This window comes from Rhodococcus sp. NPDC057297, assembly GCF_042667435.1.
Taxonomy (GTDB): domain Bacteria; phylum Actinomycetota; class Actinomycetes; order Mycobacteriales; family Mycobacteriaceae; genus Rhodococcoides.
On sequence record NZ_JBHUZE010000003.1, the window covers coordinates 147,853 to 160,845 of the forward strand.

General features: G+C 64.3%; 12 protein-coding genes, 1 tRNA gene and 1 other RNA gene. 9 read left to right on the plus strand and 5 right to left on the minus strand.

Features of this window, described 5'->3' with window-relative positions; translation table 11 throughout:
* Window positions 1-164: 164 nt before the first annotated feature.
* The 3 genes from ACFULT_RS10645 to ACFULT_RS10655 form a co-directional block, all read right to left on the minus strand.
* Window positions 165-914, minus strand: coding sequence for a queuosine precursor transporter (locus tag ACFULT_RS10645; protein ID WP_378481432.1), 750 nt, complete (start codon window positions 912-914; stop codon window positions 165-167).
* 61 nt (window positions 915-975) lie between these two features.
* A complete protein-coding gene (gene gluQRS, locus ACFULT_RS10650; RefSeq protein ID WP_378481433.1) occupies window positions 976-1,857 on the minus strand; it encodes a tRNA glutamyl-Q(34) synthetase GluQRS in 882 nt (293 codons plus the stop codon).
* A gap of 53 nt (window positions 1,858-1,910) precedes the next feature.
* Complete coding sequence (locus ACFULT_RS10655) at window positions 1,911-2,885, minus strand: LysR family transcriptional regulator (protein WP_094720449.1); 975 nt, start codon at window positions 2,883-2,885, stop codon at window positions 1,911-1,913.
* A 77-nt stretch (window positions 2,886-2,962) separates the two neighbouring features.
* On the opposite strand from ACFULT_RS10655, the gene ACFULT_RS10660 reads away from it, so the two are divergent.
* Together ACFULT_RS10660 and ACFULT_RS10665 are read left to right on the plus strand one after the other, a co-directional pair.
* Entirely contained in the window at window positions 2,963-4,375 is a 1,413-nt protein-coding gene (locus ACFULT_RS10660) for an MFS transporter (RefSeq protein WP_378481434.1), read from the plus strand.
* Window positions 4,372-5,118 (plus strand): 3-hydroxybutyrate dehydrogenase, encoded by a 747-nt coding sequence (locus ACFULT_RS10665; RefSeq protein ID WP_094720451.1) that lies wholly within the window; start codon window positions 4,372-4,374, stop codon window positions 5,116-5,118. The genes ACFULT_RS10660 and ACFULT_RS10665 overlap by 4 nt, the downstream gene beginning before the upstream one ends.
* A gap of 86 nt (window positions 5,119-5,204) precedes the next feature.
* Here ACFULT_RS10665 and ACFULT_RS10670 read toward each other — a convergent pair.
* Window positions 5,205-5,289, minus strand: a tRNA-Ser gene (locus ACFULT_RS10670).
* 139 nt (window positions 5,290-5,428) lie between these two features.
* Between ACFULT_RS10670 and ffs the strand changes: the two genes are divergently transcribed.
* An RNA gene (gene ffs, locus ACFULT_RS10675) (signal recognition particle sRNA small type) lies at window positions 5,429-5,523 on the plus strand.
* Window positions 5,524-5,558: 35 nt separating this feature from the next.
* Window positions 5,559-6,848, plus strand: a complete 1,290-nt coding sequence (locus tag ACFULT_RS10680) for an aminotransferase class I/II-fold pyridoxal phosphate-dependent enzyme (protein WP_378481435.1) — start codon at window positions 5,559-5,561, stop codon at window positions 6,846-6,848.
* 75 nt (window positions 6,849-6,923) lie between these two features.
* On the opposite strand, the gene ACFULT_RS10685 is transcribed toward ACFULT_RS10680, so the two are convergent.
* Window positions 6,924-8,444, minus strand: coding sequence for a DHA2 family efflux MFS transporter permease subunit (locus tag ACFULT_RS10685; protein WP_378481436.1), 1,521 nt, complete (start codon window positions 8,442-8,444; stop codon window positions 6,924-6,926).
* 107 nt (window positions 8,445-8,551) lie between these two features.
* Here ACFULT_RS10685 and ACFULT_RS10690 point away from each other — a divergent pair, with 107 nt between their 5' ends.
* The 5 genes from ACFULT_RS10690 (at window position 8,552) to ACFULT_RS10710 (ending at window position 12,933) form a co-directional block, all read left to right on the plus strand.
* On the plus strand, window positions 8,552-9,223 hold the full coding sequence (locus ACFULT_RS10690) for a TetR/AcrR family transcriptional regulator (protein WP_037108328.1): 672 nt from the start codon (window positions 8,552-8,554) through the stop codon (window positions 9,221-9,223).
* A gap of 155 nt (window positions 9,224-9,378) precedes the next feature.
* Window positions 9,379-10,686, plus strand: coding sequence for a lipase family protein (locus ACFULT_RS10695; RefSeq protein ID WP_378481437.1), 1,308 nt, complete (start codon window positions 9,379-9,381; stop codon window positions 10,684-10,686).
* 126 nt (window positions 10,687-10,812) lie between these two features.
* Entirely contained in the window at window positions 10,813-11,466 is a 654-nt protein-coding gene (phoU, locus tag ACFULT_RS10700) for a phosphate signaling complex protein PhoU (protein WP_037108334.1), read from the plus strand.
* Window positions 11,467-11,520: 54 nt separating this feature from the next.
* Window positions 11,521-12,324 (plus strand): transglutaminase family protein, encoded by an 804-nt coding sequence (locus tag ACFULT_RS10705; RefSeq protein WP_026347385.1) that lies wholly within the window; start codon window positions 11,521-11,523, stop codon window positions 12,322-12,324.
* A gap of 33 nt (window positions 12,325-12,357) precedes the next feature.
* On the plus strand, window positions 12,358-12,933 hold the full coding sequence (locus ACFULT_RS10710) for an HhH-GPD-type base excision DNA repair protein (protein ID WP_037108794.1): 576 nt from the start codon (window positions 12,358-12,360) through the stop codon (window positions 12,931-12,933).
* Window positions 12,934-12,993: the final 60 nt, after the last annotated feature.

Below are 12,993 nucleotides of genomic sequence, written 5' to 3' on the forward strand. Positions count from 1 at the left end.
GTTCGGTCACCGGCGGGGCTGGGCGCGCGGGTTGTTGTCGACTGCGCGCGTTGCACGGTAGTTGTCAACCTGCGCGTTCGCGGGAAGGTGCGCGGGACGAGTTCGGGCGTGACCGAATGTGTCGTTCGGTCACGCCCGAGGGGTGAGATGTACCAGAGCAGGAACTACGCCGTGGCGGAGTCCTGGTAGCTCGGTTCGCGCTTCTTGATGTAAGCGATCACGCGGTAGGTGATGGGAAGTACGAGAATCTCGACGAGGGTCTTCCAGAGGAAGCCGACGATGACGTAGTTGACGAAGTCTTCCCATGTCGAGATGCCGATGACGCCGGCGGCGATGGAGCAGAAGATCAGGGTGTCGAAGAATTCGCCGACGACTGTCGAGCCGATCAGTCGCGCCCACAGGTGCTTTTCCTTGGTGCGCTGTTTGATCTTGACGAGGACGAGGGCGTTGAGCATCTGCCCGACGAAGTATCCCGCGAGACCGGCAACGACCAGCCGCGGTACCACGCCGACGACGGTTTCCAGCGATTCCTGATTCTCGTAGAAGCTGGCTGCGGGGAGCTCGATGGCGATCCAGAAGCACACGGCGGCGAGGATGATCGACCCGAAGCCGAGGTAGATCGCGCGACGCGTCGCTTTGAAGCCGTACACCTCGCTGAGGACGTCGCCCAGGATGTACGCGAGCGGAAAGAGGAAGAATGCGCCGTCGGTGTTGATCGGCAGCACCTGGAACGGGCCGAGGAATACTTCGCTGTCACCGAAGAACGCGACGCCTTTGCTCGCCGTCACATTCGAGATGATCAGGGTTGCGGCGAACAAGGCCACGATGGTCGGGTAGTAGCCGCGGCTGACGTGCGCGAACTGCGCAACGGCGCCTGGCGTGTCTTCGGATTTCTGAGCTGTCACGTGCCTCATCCAAACACGGGAAATCCCCAGGTCCGAATCGGAAGTGCGCCGAATCGAGCAGCCGAGTCCGTTATGTCTCGAAAATCCACGGGGTCGTCGGGAGTTTCTGTGAATCGAATCGCCGAAGAATGTCGCCCGGGGACACTCGTTCGTCGGATTCTGCCAGTTCGAGCGAACGGGCCAGAAGGTGCAGGACGTCCTGAGGTCCGAGGCCCAGGGCTGCCTGGTCCTCGAGCGTCACTGCGCCGTCGCGTTTCGCCAATCGTTTCCCCTGCGCATTGAGGGCGAGCGGCACGTGGGCGTAGGTGGGCGCGGGTATGTCGAGCAGCGACGCGAGGTACGCCTGACGTGGTGACGACGTCAACAGATCGTCCCCGCGGACCACCTGATCGACGCCCTGTTCACCGTCGTCCACCACCACCGCGAGGTTGTAGGCCGCAACACCGTCGACGCGGCGAAGTACGAGATCGTCGACCTGTCCGTGAAACGCGCCGAGTATGTCGTCGTGAATGGAGAACTCGGTCACGTCGGCCCGCAGGCGCACCGCGGGAGGCCTGGTTTTCGACGCCCGTTCCGCGGCCGTGAGATCCCGGCAGGTTCCCGGATAGGCGCCGTCGGGCGCGTGGGGTGCGGACGCCGCTTCCTGTATTTCCCGACGCGTGCAGAAGCACTCGTAGGTCATTCCGCTTGCGGTGAGGTGGGCGATGGCGTCGTCGTACAGCGCGGTGCGCTCGGACTGCCGAACGACGGGGCCGTCCCACTCGAGGCCGATGGCGTGGAGATCGGCGAGCTGACGAGCCTCTGCGCCCGCACGGACACGATCGAGATCCTCGACTCGCATCAAGAACTGTCGTCCTGTCGATCGCGCGAACAGCCACGCGAGCAGTGCGGTGCGGAGGTTGCCGAGATGCAGATCGCCGGACGGACTCGGAGCGAATCGGCCGGCAGACATAGCTCGATGCTAGGACAGCGTGGGCGCGGTGTGACACTTGCGCGCTTGTGGGGCTATGCACGCCCCAGCAGAGCATCGCGCTGGTCCAGTACGGAGGCTTTGATGGCCTCGACGACGCGGGCGACCTCCGGGCGTCGCAATGTCTCGGCTCGGGAAACCAACCAGTAGTCCAACCGAACGGATACCTCGTGCGGCAACAACCGCACGAGGTCGTCGTGTCGATCGGCCATGAAGCAGGGGAGCAGTCCTATTCCTGCGGCCGCACGGGTGGCCTCGACGTGCACGAACACGTTGGTCGACGTCACCGACTCCCGCATCAGCGGCGCGAAGCCGGGGGCGATGTCCAGGTCGTCGACCTGCAGCATCGAGTCGATGAAATAGACCAGCGGGTGAGCGGCGAGATCGTCGACAGTGGCCGGTCTGCCGTGGGCTTCGAGATAACTCGTCGACGCATACAGCCCCAGGTGATAGTCGCTGAGCTTCATCGCCTCCGCGCGGTGCACCTGAGGTTCGCCGACGACTATCTCGACGTCCATTCCCGAGCGTTGCTGCGAGGCGCGCCTCGTCGTCGCGACGATCTCCACGGCGATGCCAGGGTGGCGAAGCCGGACTCGGGCGACGGCGGGAGTGATGACGTACGCGCTGAAGCCGTCGGTCGCGGACACTCTGACCACGCCTTCTGCGTCGTCGTCGGGTCCCATCAGCGAGCGGACCGCCGCTTCGATGTTCTCTGCAGCGGCGAGCGCGTCCTTACCTCGGGCGGTGAGTTCCCAACCGTTACCGGACCTGGCCAGGACTCTGCCTCCGAGGCTTGCTTCGAGGGCGGCGATGCGTCTGGAGATGGTGGTGTGGTTGACCCCGAGGTCGTCCGCTGCGGTGTTGTACCGGCCGGTTCTGCCCACTGCCAACAGGATCAGCAGGTCGTCGGCGCTGGGTGGCCGACCATGATCGGGGTGAGCATGCGACACATGTGCATTCTTGCAGATCCCACATGCGTTGTTGGGTATTGCGAGCTGTTCGATCTGCATCGATACTCAGCGTTACCGATATGTGTGGTGGTGGTCACAATCCAGCTCGCACGTATTCCAGAACACGAGGAGTAGCAATGAGCGTCGAAGAACGCACGGAATCACCGGGGAACGACCCCGACGCCACTCCGAGCGGCCTGAAGAAGGTCGTCGGTGCATCGATGGCGGGCACCATCGTGGAGTGGTACGAGTTCTTTCTGTACGGAACGGCCGCCACCCTGGTCTTCTCCAAGATCTTCTTCGCAGCAGGGACGAGCGAGCTCGACGCGATCCTCGCTGCCTTCGTCACGTACGCCGTCGGCTTCGTCGCACGTCCGCTCGGCGGCATCGTGTTCGGTCACTTCGGTGACAAGTACGGTCGAAAGAAGCTGCTGCAGTTCAGCCTCGTCCTGGTCGGCGGCGCGACGTTCCTGATGGGATGTCTGCCGACGTTCAACCAGATCGGCTACTGGGCACCCGCACTTCTCGTCGCGCTGCGGTTCATCCAGGGCTTCGCCGTCGGCGGCGAATGGGGTGGCGCAGTTCTGCTCGTCGCAGAACACAGTCCGAACAAGAGCCGTGGATTCTGGGCCAGCTGGCCGCAGGCAGGTGTGCCCGCCGGAAACCTGCTCGCCACCGTCGTGCTGCTCATTCTGACCACCGTCCTGCCGGAAGACGACTTCCTCAGTTGGGGCTGGCGCGTTGCGTTCTGGCTTTCCGCAGTGATCGTCTTCGTCGGCTACTACATCCGCACCAAGGTCACCGACGCCCCGATCTTCGTCGAAGCGCAGAAGCAGGCCGAGGTCATCAAGGCAGCGTCGTACGGTGTCTTCGAGGTCCTCAAGCGGTACCCGCGTGGCGTGTTCACGGCCATGGGCCTGCGTTTCGGTGAGAACGTCATGTACTACCTCGTCGTCACGTTCACCATCACGTACCTCAAGGTCGAGGTCGGTACCGACACCCAGACGATTCTGTGGTGGATGCTCGTCGCCCACGCCGTGCACTTCTGCGTGATTCCGTTGGTGGGCAAGCTCGCCGACCGCGTCGGCCGCCGTCCCGTCTACTTCTTCGGCGCAATCACTGCAGGAACCTGGGGCTTCTTCGCCTTCCCGATGTTCAACAGCGGCCACAACGTGGTCATCATGCTCGCGATCATCATCGGCCTCGTGTTCCACGCCTTCATGTACGCAACGCAGCCGGCGATCATGGCGGAGATGTTCCCGACGCGTATGCGTTACTCCGGAGTGTCCCTCGGCTATCAGGTGACGTCGATCGTCGCGGGCTCGTTGGCGCCGATCATCGCCGTTGCGTTGCTCGACCGCTTCGGCTCGGGCGTTCCGATCGCCTGGTACCTCGCGGCATCCTGCGCGGTCACGTTGATCGCCGTCATCGCCGCCCGCGAAACCAAGGGCCTGGCACTCGAGACCATCGACATCGCCGACGCCAAGAACCTGGCCACCGAAGCCGAACTGGCCAAGGCAGGGCTGCTCGAACCGGACGTGAAGCGATGACCGACCTGACCGGACGCACCGCGCTCGTCACCGGTGGTGCGTCCGGAATCGGGGCAGCGTGTGCACGCGAACTGGCCTCGCGCGGAGCGACCGTCACCATCGCGGACGTCGACGACGTAGCGGCGAAGGAACTCGCGTCCGAGCTCCACGGCGAGACCTGGGCAGTGGACCTGCTGGACGTGGCCTCGCTCGAGGAACTGCACCTCGACACCGACATCCTGGTCAACAACGCGGGAATCCAGACCGTCGCATCGATCGTCGAATTCGACCCCGCCGCGTTCCGGCGGATCCAGACCCTGATGGTGGAAGCTCCGTTCCTGCTGATCCGAGCTGCGCTGCCCGGCATGTATTCGCGAGGGTTCGGACGAATCGTCAACGTTTCCTCGGTGCACGGCCTCCGTGCATCGGAATACAAGGTCGCGTACGTGACCGCCAAGCACGCGTTGGAAGGACTGTCCAAGGTCACGGCCCTGGAGGGTGGCCCACACGGCGTCACGAGCAACTGCGTGAACCCCGGTTACGTGCGAACACCGCTGGTGGAGAAGCAGATTGCCGATCAGGCCGCAGCGCACGGAATCGCCGAAGATCAGGTGCTGGAAAAGGTCATGTTGACCGAGAGTGCAGTCAAACGACTCGTCGAACCAGCCGAAGTGGGATCCCTCGTCGGATGGCTGGCGTCCGCGGATGCCGGCATGGTCACCGGAGCGTCCTACACCATGGACGGCGGTTGGTCGGCGCGATAGGGCTGTCGCCCGTCAGGTCGTGACGTGATGGTCGCGGACCTGTGAACGAAGAAAGCCCCCTGCATGTGCAGGGGGCTTTCTTACCGCGGAGGATAGGGGATTTGAACCCCTGAGGGCGTTAACCCAACCCGCGTTCCAGGCGAGCGCCATAGGCCACTAGGCGAATCCTCCGTGGGGAAGCATACCGGGTTACCCCCGTCCGATCCCAAACCGGCTGCTCGGGGCCGGTCTGCAGGGCCTGTATTCGAGCCGGGTGGCGGTCGTGGAACCCTGCCGGTCACCCGTTGGCGAAGGTGCGGCTACACTCTTCACTGGATCCCGCGCGGCGCGCATCCTGTGAACTCCCCCAGGGCCGGAAGGCAGCAAGGGTCAACGGGCTCTGCCGGGTGCGCGGGGTCCCCTTTATGTCAAGGGACCAGCATCACGAGAGGCCGCTCCGCATGTCAGCGCAAACCCAGTTCGGGTTGATGAACCATGAGGAGCTCGTCGCCGAGCACGAGCGACAGGCAGCGAGCTACGAGCAGCTGAAGGCCCAGAATCTTTCCCTCGATCTCACCCGAGGCAAGCCGTCGCCCGAGCAACTCGATCTCTCCTCGGACCTGCTGACGCTGCCCGGTGACGACTTCCGCGACGGCAACGGCACCGACTGCCGCAACTACGGCGGCCTCGCAGGCCTGCCGGAGCTGCGTGCGATCTTCGGCGAACTGCTGGGGATTCCCGTCTCGAACCTTCTCGCGGGCAACAACGCAAGCCTCGAGATCATGCAGGACCTCGTCGTGTGGTCACTGCTGCACGGCCTGCCGGATTCACCTCGGCCGTGGTCGGCTGAACCCAATATTCGGTTCCTCTGCCCGGCTCCCGGATACGACCGTCACTTCGCGATCTGCGAGAGCTTCGGCATCGACATGATCCCGATCCCCATGAACCCGGACGGACCTGACGTCGAGGAAATCTCGCGGCTGGTGTCGTCGGATCCTCAGATCAAGGGCCTGTGGGCGGTCCCGAACTACTCCAACCCGACCGGTGCGGTGTTCTCCGAAGAGGTCGTGCGCGCGTTGGCGTCCGTCCCGGCCGCGGCTCCGGACTTCCGTATTTTCTGGGACAACGCCTACGTCGTTCACCCGTTGACCGCGGAATTCGCACCTACGTACGACATTCTGGGATGGGCAGCCGAGGCCGGATACCCCAATCGCCCGTTCGTGTTCGCGTCGACCTCGAAGATCACGTTCGCAGGCGCGGGCGTCAGCTTCTTCGGAAGTTCCGACGCGAACCTCGAGTGGTACCTGAAGCGTCTCGGTATCAAGAGCATCGGGCCGGACAAGCTCAATCAGCTGCGCCACCTACGCTTCTTCGGCGACGCAGAGGGTGTGAAGGCGCACATGAACAAGCATCGCGAGATCCTGGCGCCGAAGTTCGCACTCGTCGGGCAGATTCTCGAAGATCGCCTCGGAGCCTCCAAGATCGCTTCCTGGACCGAGCCGAAGGGCGGGTACTTCATTTCGCTCGACGTGCTGGACGGTACGGCAGCCCGGTCCATCGCACTGGCGAAGGACGCGGGCATCGCACTGACCGGCGCAGGCTCGGCCTTTCCGTACAAGAATGACCCGGAGGACCGCAACATCCGCCTCGCCCCGAGCTTCCCGTCGCTCTCCGAGCTGGAGAAATCGATGGACGGCATTGCGACCTGCGTACTTCTGGCCGCGGCAGAAAAGCTCCTCCGCACCACGTGAGTACTTGTGTAGCGTCCATGGTCGCTCCGCAGGCTTCGCTCCAGCCCCCTGGCCTACACAAGTACTCACAGCGGGTCAGTGTCCTACTACGACAGCGCCTTCGGGTGCTGCGGGTAGCAGACCGGGCTTGACGACGATCGCGGAGATGACGGCTCCGAGCAAGAAGATGCCCGTCGCCCACCAGAACGTCGTGGTGTAGCTGGCGATTTCAGCGTTGGCCTGGAGTGCGGCCGCGCTCGACGCCGACGCGAGATTGTCGGTGACGTAGTTGGTCGCCGCGGTAGCCGCGATGGTGCTCAGCAGTGCGGTACCGATCGATCCGCCGACCTGCTGCATGGTGTTGACCGTTGCCGATGCAACACCGGAGTCGTCGGGGTTCACGCCCGAGATGGCACCCTGCATGGCCGGAGCCATCGTGGCGCCCAGACCGAGACCCATGATGACGAGGCCCGGAAGGATGTGCGTCGCATACGCGGAGTCGACGGCGATCTGGGTGAGCAGTCCCATGCCCAGTGCGGCGACGAGAAGTCCCGACGTCATGAGCACGCGAGGTCCGAAGCGGGGCAGCACGAGTGCCGTGGACAGCGTCGCGGTGACGATGAGGGAAGCGATCATCGGCATGAACGCGAATCCGGTGCTGATCGGGGTGAACCCGAGCGTGTTCTGCAGGTAGTAGGTCAGGAACAGGAACACCGCGAACATGCCTGCGCCCGTGACGAATACGGCGAGGAACGAACCCGCGCGCGTGCGGTCGAGGATGATGCGCAGCGGCAGTAGTGGGTGCGAGACGCGCTGCTGGATGGCGAAGAAAACGCCGAGCAGAACCACTCCGGCGACCAGGAATGCGATGGTGACGGTATTGCTCCAGCCGTCGGATTCGGCGTGAGCGAAGCCGTAGACGATAGCGAACAGTGCCGCCGACACGGTCAGAGTTCCTGGAATGTCCAGGCGCGGACGCACGTCGGCTTTGTGCTTGGCGAGCAGGAGGAAACCTGCGACGAACGCGAGTGCGGCGAACACCAGGTTGATGTACAGGCTCCAGCGCCAGTTGGCCCACTCGGTGAGGATTCCGCCGAGAAGCAGGCCGAGTGCACCGCCGCCGCCCGCGATGGCGCCGAAGATGCCGAACGCCTTCGCGCGCTCCTTCGGGTCGACGAACGTGGTGGCGAGAAGCGAGAGGGCTGCGGGTGCGAGAAGGGCGCCGAATACGCCTTGACCTGCACGTGCGGCAACCAGCATGCCGAAGTTGACGGCTGCTCCGCCCACCGCGGACATCACGGCGAAGCCGACGAGCCCGATCAAGAATGTGTTGCGGCGTCCGAACAGGTCGCTCAGACGTCCGCCGAGCAGCAGGAGGCTACCGAAAGCCAGCGCGTAGGACGTGACGACCCAGGAGCGGTTGGCGTTGTCGAAGCCGAGGTCGAGCTGGGCGGCGGGCAGTGCGATGTTCACGACGGTGGCGTCGAGAACCACCATGAGCTGGGCGAGGCCCAGAGTGGCCAGGATCAGCCAGCGATTTCGGTGTGCCTTGGCGTCGGTGGTCTCCTCCGTCGCCAAGGTCGACGACGAGGTGTCGTCCGGTGACAATGCGGTCATGGTCATCCTTCGATCGGCTATACGGAGGTGTACCCTCCGGTTACGGAGACGAAGGTAGCAGCTAAGCGGAGGAATGTCCTCCGCTTTTCGGGTGAAACGGACATCGAATGAGTGTGAGAGCCGACACAGGCGCCAAGAAGCCGCTGCGAGCGGACGCGGAACGTAACCGTCGACGAATCGTGGACGCGGCTCGCGAACTGTTCGCCTCACGCGGAATCGACATCACGCTCGACGACGTTGCGGCGCACGCGAAAGTCGGTGTGGGGACGGTCTATCGGCGCTTCTCCTGCAAGGAAGAGCTGATCGACGGCGTGTTCGAGCAGCGTATGCAGGACATGTTGGCCACCGCGGAAAGTGCTCTGGCTGCGGACGATCCGTGGGACGGACTCGTCCTGTTTCTCGCTGATCTGTTCGCGGGAATGTCGGCGGACAAGGGTCTCGGCGAGGTCGTGCTCGGCAGGGACGAGGGCTGCAACGGCATCACCCAGATGCGTGAGAGAATCGACCCGTACGTGGACCGCATCGTGACGCGGGCCCGTGACTCCGGCCAGCTGCGCGCCGACGTGGAGGTCAACGACCTGTTCCCGCTCATCGGAATGATCGGTGCGGCTTCGGAATTCATGAAGACGGTGGAGCCGGACAACTGGAGGCGATACTTCACGATAGTGCTCGACGGCCTCCGCTCGACGCCGGGTGCCGCGACCGAACTGCCCGGTCGATCGTTGACGACGGAGGAGATTTCGATCGCCAAAGCGGACATGCATCGTCGACGCCGCTGATCGCAGTCGGTGACACTGAAGTTCGGTGACACTGAAGTTCGGTGACACTGAAGTTCGGTGACACTGAACCTGACTCTTCCCAAGTGTGTCCCCTGTCACGTATGGTCCCAGTCGGATATCACTACCGGTGGGTAAGTACGGGGGTTGGACGATCGATGCGAGTATCACGATTGCTGGGCACTGCGGTGGGCGTAGTCCTGCTGGCGGCGGTGACGGGAGTGCCGCTCGCGTCGGCGCAGCCAGGGGCGGGATCGTCCACCGGGTCGACGGGTGAGTCCGACTTCTACCTCCCGCCCACCCCGCTGCCCGACGGTGCCGCCGGAGATGTGATCCGCACCGAGCCGTCACCTCTGGCGCTGTCGGTTCCCGGCATCGGCGGACCGCTACCGGGAACTGCGACGCGAATCATGTACCGCAGCACCGACTCCAACGATGCGCCCAACGCGATCACCGGGACGTACATCGACCCGGCTGCGGAATGGACGGGGCCCGGCCCGAGGCCGCTCGTCGTGCTGGCGCCCGGGACACAGGGTCAGGGAGATCAGTGTGCGCCGTCGCGCATGCTGAATCGGCTGATCACCTACACTCCGCCGCTAGGGTTCATGGTCGAATACGAGGTCCTGGCCGCCTACTCCTTGCTCTCGCAGGGATACGGCGTCGTGATCACCGACTACGACGGACTCGGAACGCCCGGTGCTCACACCTACGTCAATCGCGCAGCCGAAGCGCATGCAGTTCTCGACGCCGCGCGAGCTGCCCAACAGCTCCCCGGCACCAAGATCGCGGCAGGCGGACCCGTCGCGACCTACGGGTACTCCCAGGGCGGCGGCGCGGTGGCAGCGGCCGCCGAAATTGCCGGTGACTACGCGCCCGAGCTGGACCTCGTGGGTAGCTACGCGGGCGCTCCGCCTGCGGACTTGAAGCAGACTCTCGAGCAGGTCGACGGCACCATCCTCACGGGGGTCATCGGGTACACCCTCAACGGTCTGCTGAAGTCGGATCCAGACCTCCAGCCTCTGATCGACGCCAACATCAACGACGCGGGCCAGGCCATGCTGCGGCAGGTAGCGAATCAGTGTGTGGGCGAGACGATTCTGACCGTCGGATTGCATCGGACCACCGAATACACCCGCACCGGCGAGCCGATGTCGGTGGTATTGGATCGGCTTCCGAAGGCTCAGGAGATTCTGGCGAAGAACAAGATCGGTCTGCGCACCCCGACGGCCCCGGTTCTCGTCCAATCCGGGACGTCCGACGACATCGTCCCGCACGGCCAAGCCGTCGAACTCGCCGGTGCCTGGTGCAGCAGGGGAGCGACGGTTCAATTCAGCGCCGCGAACGTTCCGTCCATCGTCCCCGGTTCGGGTGCGGGACATATCATCCCGGATCTCCTCGGGCTCGGCGAGGCGCAGAACTGGATCAAGGATCGCTTCTACGGCGTTCCCGCCCCGAGCAACTGCTGACGCACACAGGCCGACCAGCGCAGCGCCTGGTGTAGAAAGATCAAGGTCCGGGTACTAAGACCGAAGGACTTTCGACAGGCAGAGGACGGCAGCGGATGGGGATCTCGATGGACAGGTGGGCTCGCGGTGCGTGAGAACTACAACGAGCAGCTCGTCGAAATCCGGGCCGACCTCGCCGACATGTGCACCCTCGCCGAGAAGGCGATGGCGTCGGCGACGCAAGCGTTGCTGACGGCGGATCTGGCGCTTGCCGAGGAGACCATCAGCAGTCGGGAACGTATCGACGAACTCGCGACGGCCTGGGAGCACAAGGCGTTCTCGGTGCTCGCGTTGCAGTCACCCGTCGCTCTGGACCTGCGAATCATGGTGAGCGGAATCCACATCGTCGCCGACCTGCAGCGAATGGGTGGCCTCGCCATTCACATCGCCGAGCTCGCGCGGAGGCGTCACCCCGCTCACGTCCTCCCCGTCGAGGTGGAAAGCGTCTTCGCCGAAATGGGTCGCGTCGCGGTCGAGCAGGCCGACGCCACGCGCGAGGTTCTGCTGACGAGGGACGCGGAACTGGCCGCCGAGCTGCAGGTCAAGGACGAGAAAATGGACGAGCTGCATCGCAGCCTGTTCACCCTGACTTCGTCTCCCGACTGGCCGCACGGTGTCCCCGCTGCCGTCGACATGACGCTCCTCGGACGCTTCTACGAGCGCTTCTCCGATCACACGGTGGAAGTCGCCAAACGCGTGATCTTCCTCGTCACGGGCGAATTCCGCCCGGACGAGTCCTGAGGCTGGACAAGTCCTGATCTGCGGGATCGAGTGAACGGTGGCAGGATCATCACAATGAAACGCGAAGTCTCGGCCTACCTCGACGTGGACGTCACGGAGGCGAGCACCCTGGAATTCCAGATCGCCATCGCTCCGCACCCGGGCGCCGAGGTGTGGGAAGCGCTGTCGTTCACTCTCGATGGCCAGCCTGTCGATTTCCAGGAGATCAGCGGTGCCCATGGCACCCGAATCCACAAGCTGCACGCGGGCGTCGGAAAGCTCGAAGTGTCCTACTCGGCCACCGTCTACGGCAACACCGACCCGGCGCCGGTGTCGGATTACGACCTCTCGCTGTATCTGCGGCCCAGTAGGTACGCCGAGGCGGACAAGTTCTTCGGTTTCGCGGCAACGGAATTCGGTTCCTACGCCGCGTCGGAGAAGTTGCTCGCCGAGGTGTCGTCCTGGGTCGGCTCACGGCTCAACTACGTTCCGGGAAGCAGTGATCCGATCGACGGGGCAGTGGACACTCTCCTCGCAGGTGCAGGCGTGTGCCGGGATTACACCCACCTCGTCGTCGCGCTGCTGCGTGCGGTGAACGTGCCGGCACGGCTCGTCGCGGTGTACGCACCCGGATGCGACCCCATGGACTTTCACGCCGTCGCCGAGGCCTTCGTCGACGGCCAGTGGCGCGTGGTCGACGCGACGTGCCTGGCCCCGCGGTCGACTCTCGTGCGGATCGCCACCGGGCGTGATGCCGCGGACACGGCATTCCTCGACAACCACGGCGGATCCATCACGCTGAACAACGCCGTCGTCGGAGCCGTCGTGGACGGACCGCTGCCCTTCGACGACATCACTCAACTGGTATCCATCACCTAGGACCCTGGATCTGCAGGTGGCATGATCGAGGTCATGTCTCCCACCTTGCATCTGACAGGCGACGCGGAAGCCGATGCGTTGTTGGCCGAGGATCCGTTCGCGCTGCTCATCGGGATGCTGCTGGATCAGCAGGTGCCGATGGAGTCGGCCTTCGCGGGCCCGAAGAAGCTCGTCGACCGTCTCGGTGACCTGAAAGTGGACACAATCGCGCAGGCCGATCCCGACGAGTTCGCCGCGGTGTGCGCGACGACCCCTGCAGTGCATCGCTTTCCGGGCTCGATGGCCAAGCGGATACAGGGGCTCGCGGAGTTCATCGTCGAGAATTACGACGGCACACCCGACGAGATCTGGCGTCGCGGCGACCCGAACGGTGCCGAGGTTCTGAAACGACTCAAAGCCTTGCCTGGATACGGCGACCAGAAGGCTCGCATCTTCCTCGCGCTCCTCGGCAAGCAGATGGGCGTCACTCCCGACGGCTGGCGCAAAGCCGCCGGAGCCTACGGCGACGACGGTTCCAGACGTTCCATCGCCGACGTCGTCGACGAGAAATCCCTGCTCGAGGTCCGCGAATTCAAGAAGGCAGCGAAGGCAGCCGCGAAGAACAAGTGAGACCAGGTCCGGCCACGGCATCGGGCAAGCTCGACCTCTCGACGGGGTTGTGCCGGTGTC